The organism is Flaviaesturariibacter aridisoli (assembly GCF_004343705.1).
GTDB lineage: Bacteria > Bacteroidota > Bacteroidia > Chitinophagales > Chitinophagaceae > Flavisolibacter > Flavisolibacter aridisoli.
Genome location: NZ_SKFH01000014.1, coordinates 37,053 through 56,350 on the forward strand (window position 1 = coordinate 37,053; position 19,298 = coordinate 56,350).

Here is a 19,298-nt window from a genome sequence, read left to right on the forward strand (position 1 = left end):
TGAATTTCGTAGATCAAATATAGGAAGCTCTTTTTGAATACGAAACATTTCGCACTGTTAAAATGTCCTAATCCCCGAAAATCTTCGTAAAACAGGGAAAAACGCCTATGGGCGGGATGTTCCGCCGCATGAGCGGTGCGGACAGGGAACAAGGAATAGTGACGTAGGCGGATCTCAGAGAAAAGGGAAGCCTTGTTCAGACTTCCCTTCCCTATTCGTACTTCCTTGTTCCCTGTTCGCCTGTTCTATAGCTTCGCCTTCACAGCATCGATCACGGCCTGCAGGTTGCCCGCATCCTGGCCGCCGGCCGTGGCGAGACTTTTTTGCCCGCCGCCGCCGCCTTTGATCAGCGGGGCAACCGTGCCTTTAATCAGCGCGCCGGCGTCGTAGCCGTTGCTGCTCACCAGGGCTTCGTCGAAAGCAATAGCCACGGAGGCCTTTCCTTCGATGTTGGCGGCCAGTACGACGGCAGCATTGTTCAGCGCGCCTTTCAGGTCGAAGACGAGCTTTTTCAGCGCGTCGGCACTGCCCACCGAAACAACGGCACCGATAAAGGTGAGGCCGTCAACGGATTCCTGCTTTTGCAGCAGGCTGTCGCGCAGGGCGTTGATCTGCGCCTGCTGGAACTTTTCCACCTGCTTGCCAAGGGCTGTGTTTTCTTCTTTCAGGGAAGCGATGCCTTTGAGCGGCTCTTTGGCGGGTTGAAGGGCTTCGCGGATCTCGCGGAGCTGGCGCAGCTGTTCGTTGAGGTAGAGTTCGGCAGCCAGGCCGCATACGGCTTCCACGCGGCGTACGCCGGCCTGCGAGGAGCTTTCGGAAGTGATCTTGAAGTAGCCCAGCTCACCGGTATGGCCCACGTGCGTGCCGCCGCAAAGCTCCACCGAATAGGCAGGGTCGATGGTCACCACGCGCACGGTGTCGCCGTACTTCTCCCCAAAGAGCGCGGTGGCACCCGATTTCATCGCTTCTTCCTTCGGCATTTGTTGGATCACCACGGGCACATTCTCGCGGATCTTTTCATTAACGAGGTGCTCCACGCGGGCGATCTCCTCGTCGGTCATTTTCGCAAAATGCGAGAAGTCGAAGCGGAGGTATTCGGCATTTACGAGCGAGCCTTTCTGGGCCACGTGTGTGCCCAGCACCAGGCGCAGCGCAGCGTGCAGCAGGTGCGTGGCGCTGTGGTGCACGGCGGTGTGCGTGCGGCGTGTGCCATCTACTTTCGCGGTCCATTCGCCGCCGATCTGCTCGGGCAGGCGCTCGGCGAAGTGTACGATGAGGTCGTTTTCTTTCCGGGTGTCGAGGATGCGGATGCGCTGGTCGCCCATCAGGAGCAGGCCGGTGTCGCCCACCTGGCCGCCGCTTTCGGCGTAGAAGGGCGTGCGGTCGAGCACGAGCTGGTAGCTTTCTTTGCCCTTGGCCTTTACGTGGCGGTAGCGCAGGATGTTGGCGGTTGTTTCCAGCGAATCGTAGCCTACGAACAGCGAGTTGTTGGCGCTTTCGTTGACGGTGATCCAGTCGGAAGCGTCCACGGCACGGTCTTCGCGGCCGCGCTCCTGTTGCTTCTTACGTTCGGCGTTGAATTCGGCTTCATCGATCGAGAGGCCGCGCTCGGAGGCGATGAGCTGCGACAGGTCGAAGGGGAAGCCGTAGGTGTCGTTGAGTTCGAAGGCTTCGGCACCGCTGATGCGGCCCCGGGCCAGCAGGTCGTCGATGCGGCGGAGGCCCTTATCGAGCGTGCGGAGGAAGGATTCTTCTTCCTCGCGGATGACGCGGGCGACGAAGGCTTGTTGCGCATCGAGCTCCGGGAATACCGTGCGGAACTGCTCGGCAATCACGGGTACGAGCTGGTGCAGCAGGGGCTGCTTGTATTCGAGGTAGGAAAAATAATACCGTACGGCGCGGCGCAGGATGCGGCGGATGACATAGCCGGCGCCGCCGTTGGCGGGCAGTTGCCCGTCGGCGATGGTAAAGGAAACGGCCCGGATATGGTCGCTCAGAACGCGGAACGCGATGTCGCTCTTGCCCGCATCGGATCCCTCGTATTTGTTACCGGTGATCTTTTCGATGGCGCTGATGGTGCCGGTGAACACGTCGGTGTCGTAGTTGCTCTGTTTGCCCTGCAGCACGCGCACGAGGCGCTCAAAGCCCATGCCCGTATCCACGTGGCGGGCGGGGAGGGGCTGCAGCGAGCCGTCTTTGGTGCGGTTGTACTGGATGAACACGTTGTTCCAGATCTCGATCACCTGCGGGTGGTCGGCGTTGACGAGCGTTTTTCCGTCAATTCCGGCGCGCTCGGCGTCGGGGCGGGTATCTACGTGGATCTCCGTACAGGGGCCGCAGGGGCCGGTGTCGCCCATCTCCCAGAAGTTGTCTTTCTTATTGCCAAGCAGGATGCGCCCGGGGGCCACCCACTTGCGCCATTCGGCGGCGGCTTCGTCGTCCATCGGCAGGCCTTCAGCGCTGTCGCCTTCGAACACCGTCACATACATGCGGTCTTCGGGGATGCCGAGTACCTTGGTGAGCAGTTCCCAGCTCCACTCGATCGCTTCTTTTTTGAAGTAGTTGCCGAAGCTCCAGTTGCCCAGCATCTCGAACAGGGTGTGGTGGTAGGTATCCACCCCCACTTCCTCCAGGTCGTTGTGCTTGCCGCTGACGCGCAGGCATTTCTGGGTATCGGCGATGCGCGGCGAGGGGGCCGTTTTATTGCCAAGGAAGTAGTCTTTGAACTGGTTCATCCCCGCGTTGGTGAACATCAGGGTCGGGTCATTCTTTACCACCACGGGCGCGGAAGGCACGATCTGGTGGCCTTTCTGCGCAAAAAAATCCAGGAAGGCCTGGCGTATCTGGGCACTGGTCATCATGAGTGAAACAAGATTGTTGAGGTTTTTCCTGTCGGAAAGGTAAATTTGTTGGCCTTGCCTTTGGGCAAGGGAGGCCAAAGGTAATGAATCGTGAGGCGTGAGGCGTCAGCCGTGAGCCGCCTCCGACGTTGGGAAATTGCACACGCTTCACGCCTCACGCCTCACGTATCCTGTGGTTCCATGAAGAAAATCAAATACTACTATAATACCCACACCCTCCGTTACGAGAAGCTCGTAACGCCGCTGCGCGTGAAGCTGCTGCGCCTTTTCAGCTTTATGGCCGTGAGTCTCGTAACGGGCGGCCTGCTGGCCTGGGCGGCCTTCCGCTTCCTGGGCTCGCCGGGCGAAAAATTCCTGCAGTCGGAGAACCGGGCCCTGCGCGACCGCTTCGTAGCCGTCGACAAGCAGCTCGACGACCTGCGGGCGCAGATGAGCGAGCTCGAAAAGCGCGACAACAACGTGTACCGCTCCATCTTTGAGGCGACGCCCATTCCCGACTCGGCCCGCGCCCAGGCGCTGGAGCAGCAGCAGGAAGTGGCCCGGGTGGAGAAAATGGACAACGGCCAGCTGGTGGCCTCTATCCGTTCCACGATGGAAGGACTGAAAAAGCGCATGACCGTTCAGTCCAAATCGTACAACGAACTGCAGGTGCTGGTGCGCAATAAGGAAACGCTGCTGGCCGCCACCCCGGCCATCCAGCCGGTGAGCAACCAGGACCTGAGCCGCATCGCTTCCGGCTTCGGCGTGCGCATCGACCCCATTTACAAAACGCCCAAGATGCATGCGGGCCTCGACTTCACAGCGCCGCAGGGTACGCCCATCTACGCCACCGCCGACGGCCGCGTTACGGTTGCCGGCAACGAAAACGACGGCTACGGCAACCACGTGGAGATCAACCACGGCTACGGCTACGAAACCCTCTACGGCCACATGGTGCGGGTGAAGGCGCGGCGCGGCCAGCAGGTAAAGCGCGGTGAGATCATTGGCTACGTGGGTTCTACCGGTAAGAGCACCGGCCCGCACTGTCACTACGAGGTGCACAAGAACGGCCGCAAGCTCGATCCCGTTTACTTCTTCTACAACGACCTTACGCCGCAGCAGTTCAACGAGATGCTGAAGCGTGCGCAGGCGAACAACCAGAGTTTCGATTAGGTTCGTGAATCGGCAATCGGGAATCGGCAATGTACAATGCGTGATCAAAGGAACGGATGCCAGCCGCATCCGTTCCTTGTTCTGGGCGTCAGCATTCCCGATTCCCGATTCCCGTACTTTTGTCCCCGATGCCGGACGAACAATTCCAGTTTGCGTTTGACTTTTTCGGTGAGCCCGAAAAGCCCGGCCAAAAGCCGGGAGAACCGGCTGTGCCCGGCGCGGACGGCATCCCGGAAAAGCCAGCGGATGCTCCCTATGGGGCTGCAACAGGCGACTTGCCGGCGCCGGACGCTCCCTTTGATTTTTCGTTTGTGTACGACGACCCGGCGCCCCCGGCGCCTGGAGCCGAACCCTTCCCCGACCCGCTCGGTCCGCAGCCTGCTTCCGGCCTGTCGGAGTACCTCTCCGGCGCCCCGGCCGAGCCAGCGCCCGAGAAAACAAAGAGCAAGCGCGGCCGCAAGAGCCAGAAGGCGATGGCCGAAGAAGTGGGTCTCGTGCAGGTGCCCCCCGACGAGGAGTTGCTGAAAAAGCAGTACTACGGCATCCGCGAGGTGTCCGAAATGTTTGCCGTCAATGCTTCGCTGCTGCGTTACTGGGAAGCGGCCTTCGGCCTACAGCTGCGCAAGAACCGCAAGGGCGATCGCTTTTTCACCCCGCAGGACATCAAGACCGTGCAGCTCATTCACGACCTGCTGCGCCGCCGCAAGTTCACCATCGATGGTGCCCGCGACTTCCTGAAGCGCAATAAGGGCGCCGACCAGCGCTACGAGCTCATTCAATCGCTGCAGCGGGTGCGGAAGTTCCTGCTGGAGCTGAAAGCGCATATGTAGCGGTTCCGGGTTTACCGTTGTGCGTTTGGAGCCGGCTGGCGCCCGCTTCAATGGATCTCCTAAACCTTTCTAAACCTTCCCTCCTGCAACCATCCCGGCCGGGGTTCCATCCTATATTTGACAAAACCAGTAGACTATTCATGAAAAAGATCCTGTTTGCCCTTTCCCTGCTGGCCTCGACGGCCGTTTTTGCCCAGCAACCCGAGGAGAGCCGCGATGCCGAAAACGGCTCGAAGGTGCTGAAAGGGTTCATCCCGGTGGAGACCCTGTCCACCGACACGGCCTTTGCCTGGTATGCCAGCGGCATCAAGAGCTTCACCCCCAATGCGGAGGCGCTCGCCGCGCTCCGCGCCCATAAAGATTCCGTTTACCTGCTCGCCTTTGGCGGCACCTGGTGCGACGATACAAAGCAGGTGCTGCCCAAGATGATGGCCACGTTCCAGGCCGCCGGCGTTTCGGCCGACCACGTAACCCTGTTAGGTGTCGACCGCCAGAAGCACACGGTGCAGCATCTTTCCGAAGCGTTCAACATTACCAACGTGCCTACGTTCATCGTACTGCGCAACGGTAAGGAAGTAGGCCGCATCGTTGAATATGGCAGCACCGGGCTGCCCGAAAAAGAGATCGGGAAGATTGTTGCGGCTGGATTCAAATAGGGTCCGGACCAAAGAAATTTTAGAAACAACGTTCCAACGGACAGTATTTGTGCGCAGGTGTCGCTAATTTGGAGGTTCCTATTCACCAAATTATTTGCGCATGCACTCTTTTTACTCAAAACTCACTTTCCTGGCAGCCTTTGTTCTCTGCGCCCTCGGCGCTGCGGCCCAGGTGTCCGTAACAGCAACAACAGGCACCCTCGGCCCCACCAGTTACACTACTTTGAAGGGCGCTTTCGATGCCATTAATGCCGGAACGCATAAAGGCACGATCCAGATCAGCATCACAGGAAACACCACTGAAATGGCTACCGCCAGCCTCCTCGGAAGCACGGGAACCGCTTCGTACACGTCGGTGCTCATCAAGCCGGCGGCAGGTACTACACCGGTGATCAGCACGGGCACCCCGTTTGCCGTGGCATTGCTCGAACTCAATGGCGCTACCAACGTGACGATCGATGGATCGAACACGCAGGGCGGCATTACAAAAGACCTGACGATCTCAAACGCGGATACGCTCAGCAACTGCATCCGCCTGATCAATGGCGCCAGCAACAACGCCATCCGCAATTGCGTCATCAAAGGGTCGACCTTTAACTCGGGCGTGCTGTTGATCAGCTCCACTACAGCTGCAGCCGGCAACAACAACAACCTTGTAGAGAACAACGACTTCACCAACAGCTCCACGCTGCGCAAGCCTATCGTGTGCATCTACAACACCGGCACGAGCGGCAAGCCCAATAGCAACAACATCTACCGCAACAACCGGGTGATGAACTTCGCTACCTACGGCATCATGGATGGCAACGGGTCGGTGGGCTACTCGAACAACACGCTGATCGAGCGCAACGAGATCTTCGGAGCGCAAGGCACGGGCGCTTCTATTTTCGGTATCCGTATCAACCAGCCCACGGGCGTGCAGAACATGACCCTTCATGCCAACTACATCCACGATCTCAGCCTCACGTCTGCCGGTACTATTTACGGTGTCGACTTCTACGATGTAGCCAGCTTTCGCATGATCAACAACATCATCCGCTTCAACGACGCTACTTCCAGCATCCGCGCTATCGCCCAGGAAAGTGCGGCCTCGCAGGCTTCCGTGCTCCACAATACGGTGGTGATCAGCGGCACGGCTTCGGGCGCAGCTGTTTCGTTCAACTACCTGAAGAACTACACCAGCACCAACGACTCGGTGTTCAACAACATCTTTGTGAATACCCGCGTTAGCTCCGGCACTGGTAAGCAATACGCCATCCTCAGCTCCAGCCCGGGCGGCGGGCTGGTTCCGTTCAAATCGAATTATAACGACCTGTACAGCACCGGTAACGCGCTGAACTTTATCGGCGGAACTTCCGCTACAACATCCAGCGACTACACTACCCTTTCGGGATGGCAAACCGGTAACAGCAGCGATGCCAACTCCATCAGCCTGCTGCCCACGTTTGTTTCCGCAACCGACCTGCACATCAGCCCGTCGGCTGCCGGCAACAGCGCCTTCGACAACAAGGGCACGAACGTAGGTGTAACGGTTGACTACGATGCACAGGCCCGCAGCGGCAGCACGCCCGATATCGGCGCCGATGAATTTACCTATGCTGCTGCCTGCACCCCACCGACCGCTACACTGGTTCAGGTAGACCAGGCTGGATGCCCTGGTTCGAACGCTTCGTTCCTTGCCAGCACTACCGGTACGGCTCCCCTTACCTTCCAGTGGAAGAAGCAGGGTGTTGGTCCGATAGCTGGCGCCACTACAAACGGAATTGATCTCCCCGGAATCACTGCCGCCAATGCCGGCTACTATTATTTGGTTGTGTCAAATGCCTGCGGTGTTGATTCCTCTGGCCTCGGATCGCTGACCGTTTTCCCCCGACCGGTCTCCAACTTCACCAATTCGGTGCCCGGATGTGCGCCCGCCACGGTAAACTTCACCGGCACCAGCACGATTTCTTCGGGTAACGTCAGCTCCTACTTTTACCAGTTTGGCGATGGACAAACTGCACAGGTGCAGAATCCTTCCAACACCTATGCCGCAGCAGGTGTGTACAATGTGAAATTGATAAGCACCAGTTCGTTCAATTGTTCCGACACGGTAACGAAAACGGTGACCATTGGCTGCACAACGGCCGTCAGCAACCTGCAGGCCGGTATTTCGGAAGCGGCCCTCCTCCCCACGGCCGTGCGCGACGATGCAACGATCCGGGTAAGCGCCAACCGCAGCATGACGATCAGTTGGACGCTTGTAGATGGCAGTGGACGCATCGTTCGCCGCTTTACGCAGGCAGTGACGAACGGAAACGGAAGTCTCCGCATCTCCCTGAACGGCATTGCGCCGGGCTCCTACCAGCTGCTTGGCTATAGTGATAAGGGCAAGGCAACAACACTTCGCTTCCTGAAGCTCTGATGCAGCCGTAAATACGTTAAGTCAAGAAAGCCCAGCGCAACGCTGGGCTTTCTTATGCGAGCGCAAGCCAACTACCAACTACCAACTACAAACCACAAACTCCAAACTGTTCTACGGCTGCACCGCAATCTGGATCTGCAGCGTCTCCATCCTGCGAAGCACAAAGAAGTTGAGCTCCTGCTTTAGGGCCACGAACTGCGCGTTGTCGATCGCGCCCGTAAAGTATTCAATGGTGGAAATGATGGTGTTCGGCCGGATGTCGGAGAGTGCGACGGTAAACGCCTGAACGGTTTTTTGTTCTTTCAGGAAGCCGCGTACATCCTGCAACAATTGTTCGGTTCGGGCCGGGGGCGTATGCACGTGTATGTTCAGCTCGAGGTAGCCGCGAAGCTGCGTGCGCAGCGATACGTTGTCAAGGATGGAATCCACCATCTGCTTGTTGGGCACGGTCACATAGCTTTTGTCGGCGGTGCGGATGCGCGTGCTCCGGAGCCCGATCTTCTCCACGTTGCCGGCAATGCTTTGGACTTTTACGAAGTCGCCGATGGTAAAGGGCTTGTCGAAGAAAATGACGAAGGAGGCGATGAGGTTCTCGAGGCTTTCCCGCAGCGCCAGGGCGATGGCGGCCCCTACGATGCTGAGGCCGGTGAGCAGCGTGCTGATGTTATAGCCAAAGGCGAAACGCAGGATGAGCAGTCCGCCCAGGATGCCTACGACGACCTTCAGGAAGTCGCGGAAGAACACGATGAGCTGGTACTCGCTCTGCGCCGGCTTGCCGTTGCCGTGCTGCTGCAGCAGTACCGCAATGAAGTCGATGCTGCGCAGGATGAGCCAGGTGAGCGCCCCGATCTGGAGCATGATGCCGAGAGCCAGCATCACCTGCCTGAGGTTGTATTTATACAACTCCAGGTTGAGCTCCTGCGGGAAATGGAGGCGATAAAGGGTCACGATCGAAACAGTGATCACCAGGAACACGCCGAGGGGATGCACCACGAGGTCGACGAAGGTTTTGCTGTCGAAATTTTTCCAGATGCGGCCGAAGGCACGGCAGGCCAGCGCCGCCAGACCGCGCGATACCGGCCTTTTCAGCAGGAACACGAAGAAGATGATGCCGATCGCCCAGAGGTAAGCACCGATGGTATTGTTGCCGATGACGTAATGAAAAAAATCCCCCATAACGCGTCAAAGGTAGGGGTGTGGGTTCTGAGGGTTTTGTATTCCGCGTGCTAAAACCCAACCCGGTACACATTCACCGAATCCTTTCCCAACGCAAAGAGCTTGCTCTTGCCCACGAGGTAGCGCTGGAAGCCGCCAAACGACGACGGAAACTGGTATTGTCGCTGCAGCAGGGTGCCCGTGTTGAGCAGCACGAGGCTGCCGCCCTGCACCCCGATCAACTGGCGGTCGAGCACGCCCAGCAGGGCCCAGCTTTCCACGGGGTAGCGACGCTGGTAGGTGCCATAGTAGTCAAACACCAGCACGCCCGCGCGCGGGTCGAAGAGGTACACGGCCTTGTCGCCATCAACGATCTTTTCGGGTACGAAATCGAAGGAGAACAGCTGTCGGAAGTCGGGGGTTTCCATCAGCAGGCGCCCCGACTCATCGAGCTTGCGGAGCTTGGCCTCCACGGCATCGAAGATCCAGATGTTGTTGTCGTAGGAGGTGGCTGCCGCGGTGGCTTGTGCAATGCGCGCGCGCCGCAGGTCGAGCACCGCCTTTTGCGACAGCAGCCGGTCGAGGAGCACCACGGTGGAGAAGTCCTTGTAAAACAGCAGCGGGCGCAGCGGGTTGCTCACATCGAGGCTATAGAGGCGCCCGAAGCGGCGCACGTTGTTGAACACGGCCACGGAGTCGCCCGCGGGGCCGTACTTCTTCAGCAGGCCGGTGGGGGTTACGACGTAAAGGTTTTCAAGACCATCCACGGCGAAGTCGGTGGCTTCCACGCGGACGGTGCGGAGGAGGGTGAAGGCCGAGTCCTGGGCGTGCGCAACGAAGGGCAACAGGAGAACAAGGAACAAGGAATAACGAATGAAGAAGGCGCGATGCCCGCGACGGACGTCATTGCGAGCAAGGCGAAGCAATCTGCTACAACATGTGGGCGATGCTGTTTGCGGCGCCAGGCACCCACCAAAACGGGAAGCAGATTGCTTCGGGTCTCCGCTTTGCTCCAACCCTCGCAATGACGACCCGTAAGGAAGTGCTCGCCTCATCCTCTTACAATTTTTTCATCCATACCCGTATACGATTTGAGTTCGAGCTCGGTCCCGTCAAACACCGCGTAGGTGAAGTAGATCACCCAGTCGCCGAGGTTGATGTAGCGGCTCTCTTCATTGAGACGAAAATCGATGGGCAGGTGTCTATGTCCGTATACGAAATAATCCACTTTTTTTTGCTGGAGCACCTCGCGGCTGTAGGTGATGAGCCATTCGTTGTCGGCGCCGTGAAAGGTTTCTTCGGAGTGGTCGCCGCCGCGGCTTTTTCGGCTGAAGTAGTCGGCGAGCCCCATCCCGATCAGCGGGGGCAGGATGCCGAAGCCCCATTGGGCCACGGGGTTGCGAAACAGCTTCTTCAGCGCCTTGTAACCGTGATCGCCGGGGCCGAGGCCGTCGCCGTGGGCCACGTGGAAAAGCCGGTCGTTGAACGTAAACTCCTTCGCTTCGTAATACACCGGCGTGTTCAGCTCTTTCTCGAAATAGTTCTTCATCCACATGTCGTGGTTACCCACGAAGAAGTGGATGGGAATGCCGCTGTCGGTGATCTCGGCCCACTTGCCCAGCAGGCGCACATAGCCTTTCGGCACCACGTATTTGTATTCGTACCAGAAGTCGAAAACGTCGCCCACGATGAAGATGACGGCGGCGTCGCGCTTTGCCTCGTCGAGAAAGCGCACGATGAGGCGCTCGCGCTCGAGGCTCCGTTCGTGATCCGGCGCGCCCAGGTGGAAATCGGAAAGAAAATAGACCTTTTTTCCGGGGGGCAGTTGCATGCGCAAGGTTACGGCGTTGGGGTCAGATCGTCAACTAAAAACAGGTACACTTCCTTGGGGCCGTGCACGCCGGTGACGAGGGTTTTCTCGATGTCGGCGGTGCGGCTGGGGCCGGTGGCGAAAGAGATCTGCGAGGGCAGGCGGCCGTCGTAGCGCTGCTGCAGCACCTTGAGGGCGTCGCCGAGGTCGTATACGAGCTGCGAGGCGCGGGCCACGCACACGTGCACCGGTGCGTACACCGAGGCCACGCGGCCGCCGTTCTTCGCGCTCAGCACGATGGTGCCCGTGCGGGCCACGAGGGCTTCGCAATCGGTGATCGAGGCGTCGCAGTGCACGATGTCGCCGGTCAGGTAGCCGTCGGGCACAAGGCCGGGCAACAGGCCCGGCGGCACGTAGATCTTCGTCCAGTCGTGGGCGGCGCGCAGCGCCTCGAAGCCGCGGCGCAGCTCCTCATCGTTGAGACAAAAGGCGAATTTGCCCTGGAGCTTCGTAAACTCCTCGGCAAAGGTGACCACGATATCTTCCTCCGGCTGGGGCTGCACCACAGGGTCGCTGCCTTCGCTTTTTGGAAAAGGAATTGGCGTTGATTGTGTCAACGCCATCCTGATTTTCTTGAATATGCTGTTCTTGGACCCGCTCATTTGCTGCTGGGTTGCTGGTTCATAATACCCGGGTCGAAGGGCGGTACACCTTCGGAGATGCCGCCATCCGGGGTCGATTCGATGCCTTCCTCGGCGAGGGGCTTGTGCGTGCCGAAGGGACGGGCGCCGATGAGGGCTTCCACGTCGCTCTGGAAGAGGACTTCCTTGTCGAGCAGCTTCTCGGCGAGGAGCTCTACCTGGGCGCGCTTGTCCGTAAGCAGGTTCTTCGTACGTATGTAAGCCTCGTCGATCAGCTTGCGCACTTCCTCGTCGATGATCTTGGCGGTCTCGTCCGAGTAGGGCTTCTGGAAGGAGTTGTCACTCTGCGGGTCGTAGAAAGATACGTTGCCCACCTTGTCGTTCATACCGTAGATCGTCACCATCGAGTAGGCGATGCGGGTGATCTGCTGCAGGTCGTTCTGGGCGCCGGTGGAGATCTTTCCGAAGAAGATCTCTTCGGCCGCGCGGCCGCCGAGGGTCATGCAGATCTGGTCGCCGAGCTGGTCGGTGTTATAGAGGTACTGCTCTTTGGGCGTGTACTGGGCGTAGCCGAGGGCGGCGGTGCCGCGGGGCACGATCGTTACCTTCAGCAGCGGGTAGGCGTGCTCGAGGTACCAGCCGCAGATGGCGTGGCCGGCCTCGTGGTAGGCAATGATCTTCTTTTCCTCGGGGGAGATGATCTTGTTCTTTTTCTCGAGGCCACCGATCACACGGTCCACGGCGTCCTGGAAGTCGCTCATGTCCACCGCGGTCTTGCCCTTGCGGGCGGCGATGAGGGCGGCTTCGTTACATACGTTGGCGATATCGGCGCCGGCGAAGCCCGGCGTTTGTTCGGCAATCTTGTGGATGTCGACCTTCTCCGATACTTTGATCGGCTTCAGGTGCACTTTGAAGATGGCTTCGCGTCCTTTGAGATCGGGTTTGTCGATGGACACCTGGCGGTCGAAGCGGCCGGGGCGGAGCAGGGCCGTGTCGAGCACGTCGGGGCGGTTGGTGGCGGCCAGCACGATGATGCCCGAGTCGGTGCCGAAGCCGTCCATCTCTACCAGCAGCTGGTTGAGGGTCGATTCGCGCTCGTCGTTGCTCATCATCATGTTCTTGCCGCGGGCGCGGCCGATGGCGTCGATCTCGTCGATGAAGATCACGCAGGGTGCTTTTTCGCGGGCCTGGCGGAAGAGGTCGCGCACGCGGGAAGCGCCCACGCCGACGAACATTTCCACGAAGTCGGAGCCCGACAGCGAGAAGAAGGGAACCTGGGCCTCGCCGGCCATGGCCTTGGCCAGGAGCGTCTTACCGGTGCCCGGAGGGCCTACCAGCAGGGCGCCCTTGGGGATCTTGCCGCCCAGGGAGGTGTATTTTTTGGGATTGCGGAGAAAGTCGACGATCTCCATCACTTCCACCTTGGCCTCGTCGAGGCCGGCTACGTCGGCAAAGGTGATGTTGACGCGGGTGCCCTTTTCAAACAGGGTCGCTTTCGACTTGCCGATGTTGAAAATGCCGCCCGGACCCGAGCCACCGCCGGCGCCGCCGCCCATCTTGCGCATGAGGAGGATCCAGATGCCGATGAACATGAGCACGGGGAGGATAAACTGGGTGATGCCGTTGAACCAGTTCGTTTCGTTTTCCACGTCGGAGCCGGGGATGTTCTCCGCGGGCACTTTTTCCTGCACGTAGAAGTCGTTGAGCTGCTTGCGCACGTCTTCGTTGGAGCCTACGCGGAAGTAGAACTGGGGCCCTTCTTCCGAGAGGCGGTTGTTGTTCTTGCCCTGGTATTTCGCCAGTGCCGCGGGGCGCAGGAACACGCGCACCATATCGCGGTTGTCGACAATAACGTAGCGGGAGACCTCCCCGGAGCGCACCATCGTCTTGAACTCGTCGAGCGAGATCTTGCCGTTGGTGGTGAAGGAGGATCCGAAGAATTGAAAGCCGATGATAACGGCGAAAATGAGTACGTAGACCCAGTAGATGCTGAAGCGGGGGCCCTTTCGGGGCGAATTGTTATCGCTTCCCGGGCGTCCCGGAAGCCGGGGAATGCGGTTCTTGCTGTCCTTGTTATACGGTTCTTGTGCCATGAGTAAGTTGTAATAGATCTTCTGTTGATTCGGGTTCCTGCGCAGCAAAGGCCCTCGCGGGGCCCTTTTCATCAGTCCTGGTGCTCCTGGAGCATGGCGTCGCTCCACATCTCTTCGAGCTTGTAGAACTTCCGGGTTTCGGGGTTCATCACATGCACGACGATATTGACGAAGTCGAGCAGCACCCACTGGAGGTTTTGCCGGCCTTCGTGGTGGTACACGTATTCGCCGCATTCCTGCTTCACCAGGTCTTCCACGTTATCGGCGATGGCCCGTACCTGGGGGCCACTGGTAGCCTCGCAGATGATGAAAAAATCAGCTACGGCTTCGTCGATCTTGCGGAGGTCGAGGGAAACGATGTGTTCCCCTTTTTTATCGTGGATGGCCTTGAGTATGGTCTTGAAGAGTTTCGAATTCCGGGTCAATCGCGTCACGTTCTTCTTCCGGGCCGACAGGGCTGCTATTTGTTCCAAATACGATCCTTTTTGTGTTAATAAAAATGCTGCTTATCCGGAAGGTACGCCGGCGAAGTGGAATAGTTTTGCCAAAAATAAGTACAAATTGCCACCCGCTCCGAAACACCTGGGCGCCTCTATCGTCGAACTACAGCAGGTAGACAGCACCAACAACTATGCCACCGCCCTGGCGCATGCGGGGTTGGCGGAGCACGGTACGGCCGTGCTGGCCCGCGAGCAGACGGCGGGCAAGGGACAGCGGCACAAAGGCTGGAGCGCGGCTCCCGGCGCCAACATCACGATGAGCCTCGTTTTGCAGCCGGCAGTGCTGTTCGGGAAAGAACCGGTCGCCCTGAGCGCCGCCGACGCCTTTCGCTTCAGCGCCGCCGTTGCCCTCGGCGTGCAGCGCTTTTTTGCCGCCCATGCCGGTGAAGAAACATTTGTTAAATGGCCCAACGACCTGTATTGGCGTGACAGAAAGGCAGGCGGCATCCTCATTGAGAACATCCTGTCGGGCCCCGACTGGAAGTGGGCGGTGGTCGGCACCGGGATCAACATCAACCAATCCGACTTCGGCGACCTTTCCGGCCGGGCCGTTTCGCTGCGGCAGATCACCGGCCGCGACTGGGCTATCGATGCCCTGGCCCGTGAGCTCTGCGCAGCGCTGGAAGCTTCGCTGAGCCGGTTGGCCTCCGACCCGGCGGGGATCCTGGAAGACTACCACGCGGTGCTCTTTGCCAAAGGCGAAACGGTGCGTTTCCGCAAAGGCAGCCGGACCTTCAGCGCCGAAGTGCTGGGCGTCACCGACGACGGGCGCCTGCGGCTGTGGCATGGGCTGGAAGAAGCGTATGCGGTGGGGGAGGTGGAGTGGGTGTGGCCCCTCCCGCCCCTCCGGCCCATCCCCTAACCCCTTCCCGAGGGGAAGGGGGACGCCTTTCCCTAAGCACGTTATGCTTCCAGGAGTTGTTCCTCTACCCAATTCAGTTGCTCCAGTACTTGTTCATTCGAAAACCGGATCACCTGGAAGCCCATAGCCTCCAGGCGCTTTGTACGCTCGGCGTCGGTTTCCATATGGTCCCGTTCCAGATGAATGGACCCGTCTACCTCCACAATCAGCAGGTGCTGAAGACAGGCAAAATCAACGATGCTCGTACTGATGATGTATTGGCGGCGGAATTTAAATCCTGCCAGTCGCTTTCCTTTCAAGGCATTCCAAAGCTGCTTTTCCGCAGGGGTAGGATTCTGTCGATTGGCTTTGGCAAACTCTTGCAGCCGGCGATAGGTTTTGGGTTCGGCGCGGTAGTACTCGAAGCGATTCGGGTTGTAATAGTACATACAGCAAACCTCAAAAGCCGGTCTGGTAGTTCCCGGTGAAAAACCTCAGTATTTGCGGTGAAAATTCCCGGCCCCTCCCGGCCCATCCTTCCGACCTCCTTCCCTTTGGGAAGGAGGAACTGTTCCTTTAGCCATTCCCCTTCCCCTCGGGAAGGGGTTAGGGGATGGGCCGGGTTGGGCCGGCACGGGATGGGCTTCTTTTTGTATCTTAAGCTCCTAAACCCATCCGCATGATCACCGACACCGCCTCCCTCCACGAAGAGCTCCAGCGGCTGAATACGATTGTACGCCTGCTGGCCGACCGCAACCGCGAGCTCGAATCCGAACTGGACCGCTACCGGTCCGCTGCCGCCATTGGCAATGAGGGTGGGCGTGCTCCGGTCCGTCTTACTCCGGGCTTAAAAGAGGGTGGGAGTAACCAGGAGCGTCTTGCTCCGGCGGTAAATGGAGCTGGGAGTACGACACCGCGTCCTACTCCGAGCATTGATGGAGGTGGGAGTGAGCCTATGTGTCGTACTCCGGAGGTATATGCAGGCGGGAGTGATCAGGTCCGTCTTACTCCAACCGCCGGCCCGGGTGGGCGTGCACATGCGGAGGGTACTCCGATGCTCGCGCCCGCAAGCATGGAACTCCGCCCGGTTGCCCCGGTGCCGGTACGGGCGCTGGCACCACTTCCTTCCGAAGCAGCGCTGATCAGGCTGCTGAAGCGTAACGGTATGGGCAACGTGCCCAACGACGGCGTTTGGCGGGCTGCCTGCCTGCTGCTTTGGGCGGCCCGCAACACGGGCCCCATCACCTATGCCGCCATCGGGGAACGCCTGCGCCTCAGCGAAGACGGGGTGTGCAAGCTGATCATGTCGCTCCGGAAGCGAGGTCTTCTGGAGCGCAGCGGCTGGCAACGCCTGCGCGTGTCCGACCGCACGCTACAACTGCTGGAAGCCGCCAACGGTAACCCGTAAGCCGGGGCAAAGGCATTCAGGATTCACGATTGATGATTCAGGAGTGCTGCCGCCCGGTATCTTTAGCCCATGACCAACCGCATCCTCCTGCTCTTCTACGTACTGCTTGGAGCCTGTACCCCACCGTCGGCGCAGGACCGCTTCGCGGGCAACTGGTACAGCTTTTCCCGCAACCGCCTCCTGCGCTTTACCATTGGTGCCGACAGTATTGTCAACCAGCTCCTGACCTTCGATCTCGTGCCGCTGACGCAGCGCGAGGTATACCGGCAGGCCATGGCCATCGAAAGCCGGCGCACCGAGGGGGATTGCCTGCTGCTGCAGCTCGCCGAAAAGCGGGCGGACAGCATGCGGCGTTTTCCCGGCCGCTTTTGCTTCCGCGAGGGGGGGCTCGAATTCGGCAACGACAGCACGACGCCCGGCATCGCCTTTATCAACGAAGCGGAGTTGCAGCGCATGCGGCGCCTGCCCCCGGTAGACAGCATGGATGCCGCCGGCCTGGGGCGCTACGTGAAAGCAGTAATGTCAGAGAAAGCCCGGCTCGATCGCCTGTCGAAAGGCGGCAGCTCCGCCCACGACGTGCTTTACTTCGCTTACCACCGCCTTCGCCTGGCGATGGCCGAAGCGGGCTACAGCCCGCTGTACCGCGACGCGCCATTCGAGGCGATGCTCCGGCGCTTTCAGTCGGATCCCGAATCCGCCGGATTGGTGCGGCAATTACTGCAGGAAGATTAATGCCGCTCACGCCTCACGCCTCACGGCTCACGGCTCACGCCTCACGCTGCTTATAGCTTCACGAAACGATCTACGACTTCTTCGCGCTGGCGATAGGTCAGTTCCAGCGTGCTGCCGCTGACGCGGTAAGGTACATCTGCTGTAGCGCTGTTGCCCGTCAGGTGTAAAACGCCGGGCGTACGCTCTTCATAGGCATAGAACTGCGAGAGGTAGGGGTGATCGCCGGGGAACAGCTTGCCGCTCTGGAACTTGACCACGCTTTGCGGCGAAGCCGGTTGCCAGTATTGGTTACCATCACCACGGTTGTAGCGCGTCTCGGTGCGGCGCCAGTTGCCCTCCAGGTCAGCTACCGCAGAAGTGCGGGCCGTGGAAGCAACGGTCGTCGTCGCGCCGGCGTCGCTGCCGGCGGTATTCATGTCTTCGAGGGTCGACTCCTTGCTGCAGCTCAGAACGGCCACCGCCAGGAAGGGAAGTAGTTTACGCATAGGTTAGACTTTATACGTATCCAGCAAACAAAAACTATGTAAAAATTCATTTTAAGCCGGGCCTTACCCCGGTTTGGGGCAAAAAGGCGCAGAATTTGTTAAAGAAAACTTACTCCCGAAACAAACCTTTGCCCAACCGACCTGCCTATGTCCGCTAAACGCCGCATCTACCTGTATCCCCAGACCCCATTTGGTCGCACAGAAGGCGCCAATGATTACCTTGATCGCTTGCGCGACGCGCTGAATGGCCCTTTCCACGTCATCAACGAACCCACGACCCACGGTTTGTTCGACCTCGCGCGGCGGCTGCCCCAGACCGATATCGTATACTTCAACTGGATCGAAGACCTCGCAGACAAGCGCTTCGGCTACCTGCAGCTGGCCCTGTTGCCGCTGCTGCTTTTATGGTGCCGCCTGAGCGGCAAGCAGGTCGTCTGGTTCGTGCACAATACCATTTCGCACAGCAGGCATCACTGGCGCGCAAAGCGTTTTACCGCTGCCCTGATGCGGCGCTTTGCCCATACCGTGCTGGCCCATGCCTCCGAAGCCGCGCAGGTAACGGGCCGCCGCCCCGTGGCCGTATGCGACCACCCGATGCCGGCCTTTACGCCCGTGCCGGCAGCCACACCCCGCTGGGACGTTGTGCTCTGGGGCTCGGTGAGTCCCTACAAAGGCATACTCGAATTCGTGCGCCTGCACGCGGCGCGCCCCGAACTGCGGGAAGTAAAGGTGCTGGTGGCCGGCCGCTTTTCATCGCCGGAATTATACGAAACGGTACGGGCGGCAGCAGGCCCGAATGTGACGCTGCGCAACGAACTGATCGCTGAAAAAGAATTGCCGCAGCTGCTGGCGCAAAGCCGCTATGCACTCTTTGCCTACAAGTCCGCTTCCGTGCTCGGCTCGGCGGCGCTGTGCCGCACGCTGGGTTTTGGCAAGACGGTCATCGGCCCCGACTGCGGCGCCTTCCGCGCGCTCGCTGCCCGCGGGCTGCTGTATAGCCACCGCAACGACGACGAGCTATGCGCGCTCCTGCAGCAGTTGCAGGCGGAGCCGCGTTACGTGGACACGGAAGCGCTCGAAACCTATGCCGCCGAAAACGGATGGAGCCACTTCGCCGCCTTTTTGCAGGAGCAGCTCGATGTGCCCGCGGGCCGCGCCCTGGGTTTTGTGTTACGCTGACTTCAGGATCTCCTCGGCGTGCTGCTTGTTGCGCGGGCGCAGGAAGATCTTCGCGATCACGCCTTTCTCGTCGATCACGAAGGTGGTGCGGTGCAGGCCGATGACGGTGTTGCCGTACATGTTCTTCTCGCCCCACACCCCGTATTTTTCAATGATGCTGCGCTTCGGGTCGGCGAGGAGCGGGAAGGGGAGGCTGAACTTTTCCCCGAACTTTTTGTGCGAGGCCACGTCGTCGGGGCTGATGCCGATCACCTGGTAGCCATGCTGCTTCAGCAGGGAGTAGTTGTCGCGCAGGTTGCAGCTTTGCACCGTGCACACCGGCGTGTCGTCGGCCGGGTAGAAATACAACACCACTTTTTGTCCCTTGAAATCGGAAAGAGCTACTTTGTTGCCGTTCTGATCGGGGGCGGAGAACGAAGGGGCTTTGTCGCCGGCTTTTAAATGGGTTGCCATGAACAGTTTTTCGTTTGAAGTTTGAAGTTTAGCGTTGGGCGCGAAGGTACATGGGGCGCTCGCAATGACGGCGCCAGGCCGTCGCGCAATGCAACGCT

18 protein-coding genes are annotated in these 19,298 nt (G+C 59.5%); 8 read left to right on the forward strand and 10 right to left on the reverse strand.

Annotated elements, in window-relative coordinates; all coding sequences use genetic code 11:
• Nucleotides 1-245 precede the first annotated feature (245 nt).
• The gene (alaS, locus tag E0486_RS10325) at nt 246-2,861 is read right to left on the reverse strand and encodes an alanine--tRNA ligase (protein WP_207906240.1); all 2,616 of its coding nucleotides are present in this window, start codon (nt 2,859-2,861) and stop codon (nt 246-248) included.
• A 180-nt stretch (nt 2,862-3,041) separates the two neighbouring features.
• On the opposite strand from alaS, the gene E0486_RS10330 reads away from it, so the two are divergent.
• The 4 genes from E0486_RS10330 to E0486_RS10345 all read left to right on the forward strand — a co-directional run bounded on the left by E0486_RS10330 (nt 3,042) and on the right by E0486_RS10345 (nt 7,903).
• The gene (locus tag E0486_RS10330) at nt 3,042-4,013 is read left to right on the forward strand and encodes a M23 family metallopeptidase (protein ID WP_131852094.1); all 972 of its coding nucleotides are present in this window, start codon (nt 3,042-3,044) and stop codon (nt 4,011-4,013) included.
• 128 nt (nt 4,014-4,141) lie between these two features.
• Entirely contained in the window at nt 4,142-4,843 is a 702-nt protein-coding gene (locus E0486_RS10335) for a MerR family transcriptional regulator (RefSeq protein ID WP_131852095.1), read from the forward strand.
• Nucleotides 4,844-4,983: 140 nt separating this feature from the next.
• A complete protein-coding gene (locus E0486_RS10340; protein WP_165917282.1) occupies nt 4,984-5,499 on the forward strand; it encodes a thioredoxin family protein in 516 nt (171 codons plus the stop codon).
• Between the two features lie 100 nt (nt 5,500-5,599).
• Nucleotides 5,600-7,903: a PKD domain-containing protein gene (locus tag E0486_RS10345; protein ID WP_131852097.1), complete on the forward strand. Its 2,304-nt coding sequence runs from the start codon at nt 5,600-5,602 to the stop codon at nt 7,901-7,903.
• A 111-nt stretch (nt 7,904-8,014) separates the two neighbouring features.
• On the opposite strand, the gene E0486_RS10350 is transcribed toward E0486_RS10345, so the two are convergent.
• The 6 genes from E0486_RS10350 to rsfS all read right to left on the reverse strand — a co-directional run bounded on the left by E0486_RS10350 (nt 8,015) and on the right by rsfS (nt 14,075).
• The gene (locus E0486_RS10350) at nt 8,015-9,079 is read right to left on the reverse strand and encodes a mechanosensitive ion channel family protein (RefSeq protein ID WP_131852098.1); all 1,065 of its coding nucleotides are present in this window, start codon (nt 9,077-9,079) and stop codon (nt 8,015-8,017) included.
• 50 nt (nt 9,080-9,129) lie between these two features.
• Nucleotides 9,130-9,921, reverse strand: a complete 792-nt coding sequence (locus E0486_RS10355; RefSeq protein ID WP_131852099.1) for a hypothetical protein — start codon at nt 9,919-9,921, stop codon at nt 9,130-9,132.
• A gap of 188 nt (nt 9,922-10,109) precedes the next feature.
• Nucleotides 10,110-10,889, reverse strand: a complete 780-nt coding sequence (locus tag E0486_RS10360; RefSeq protein WP_131852100.1) for a UDP-2,3-diacylglucosamine diphosphatase — start codon at nt 10,887-10,889, stop codon at nt 10,110-10,112.
• 8 nt (nt 10,890-10,897) lie between these two features.
• The gene (locus E0486_RS10365) at nt 10,898-11,434 is read right to left on the reverse strand and encodes a LutC/YkgG family protein (RefSeq protein ID WP_243697418.1); all 537 of its coding nucleotides are present in this window, start codon (nt 11,432-11,434) and stop codon (nt 10,898-10,900) included.
• 92 nt (nt 11,435-11,526) lie between these two features.
• The gene (gene ftsH, locus E0486_RS10370; protein WP_131852102.1) at nt 11,527-13,602 is read right to left on the reverse strand and encodes an ATP-dependent zinc metalloprotease FtsH; all 2,076 of its coding nucleotides are present in this window, start codon (nt 13,600-13,602) and stop codon (nt 11,527-11,529) included.
• Nucleotides 13,603-13,673: 71 nt separating this feature from the next.
• Nucleotides 13,674-14,075 (reverse strand): ribosome silencing factor, encoded by a 402-nt coding sequence (rsfS, locus tag E0486_RS10375; protein ID WP_131852103.1) that lies wholly within the window; start codon nt 14,073-14,075, stop codon nt 13,674-13,676.
• Between the two features lie 88 nt (nt 14,076-14,163).
• On the opposite strand from rsfS, the gene E0486_RS10380 reads away from it, so the two are divergent.
• Complete coding sequence (locus tag E0486_RS10380; RefSeq protein WP_243697419.1) at nt 14,164-14,964, forward strand: biotin--[acetyl-CoA-carboxylase] ligase; 801 nt, start codon at nt 14,164-14,166, stop codon at nt 14,962-14,964.
• 41 nt (nt 14,965-15,005) lie between these two features.
• Here the strand turns inward: E0486_RS10380 and E0486_RS10385 are convergent, their stop codons facing one another.
• Nucleotides 15,006-15,392: an endonuclease domain-containing protein gene (locus E0486_RS10385; RefSeq protein ID WP_131852105.1), complete on the reverse strand. Its 387-nt coding sequence runs from the start codon at nt 15,390-15,392 to the stop codon at nt 15,006-15,008.
• A 623-nt stretch (nt 15,393-16,015) separates the two neighbouring features.
• On the opposite strand from E0486_RS10385, the gene E0486_RS10390 reads away from it, so the two are divergent.
• Both E0486_RS10390 and E0486_RS10395 read left to right on the forward strand, forming a co-directional pair.
• Nucleotides 16,016-16,351 (forward strand): hypothetical protein, encoded by a 336-nt coding sequence (locus E0486_RS10390; RefSeq protein WP_131852106.1) that lies wholly within the window; start codon nt 16,016-16,018, stop codon nt 16,349-16,351.
• 69 nt (nt 16,352-16,420) lie between these two features.
• The gene (locus tag E0486_RS10395) at nt 16,421-17,083 is read left to right on the forward strand and encodes a hypothetical protein (RefSeq protein WP_131852107.1); all 663 of its coding nucleotides are present in this window, start codon (nt 16,421-16,423) and stop codon (nt 17,081-17,083) included.
• Between the two features lie 50 nt (nt 17,084-17,133).
• Here E0486_RS10395 and E0486_RS10400 read toward each other — a convergent pair whose 3' ends face one another.
• Nucleotides 17,134-17,568: a hypothetical protein gene (locus E0486_RS10400; RefSeq protein WP_131852108.1), complete on the reverse strand. Its 435-nt coding sequence runs from the start codon at nt 17,566-17,568 to the stop codon at nt 17,134-17,136.
• 147 nt (nt 17,569-17,715) lie between these two features.
• On the opposite strand from E0486_RS10400, the gene E0486_RS10405 reads away from it, so the two are divergent.
• Nucleotides 17,716-18,747, forward strand: coding sequence for a glycosyltransferase family protein (locus E0486_RS10405; RefSeq protein ID WP_131852109.1), 1,032 nt, complete (start codon nt 17,716-17,718; stop codon nt 18,745-18,747).
• On the opposite strand, the gene bcp is transcribed toward E0486_RS10405, so the two are convergent.
• Nucleotides 18,739-19,200 (reverse strand): thioredoxin-dependent thiol peroxidase, encoded by a 462-nt coding sequence (gene bcp, locus E0486_RS10410; RefSeq protein WP_131852110.1) that lies wholly within the window; start codon nt 19,198-19,200, stop codon nt 18,739-18,741. The genes E0486_RS10405 and bcp overlap by 9 nt on opposite strands.
• Nucleotides 19,201-19,298: the final 98 nt, after the last annotated feature.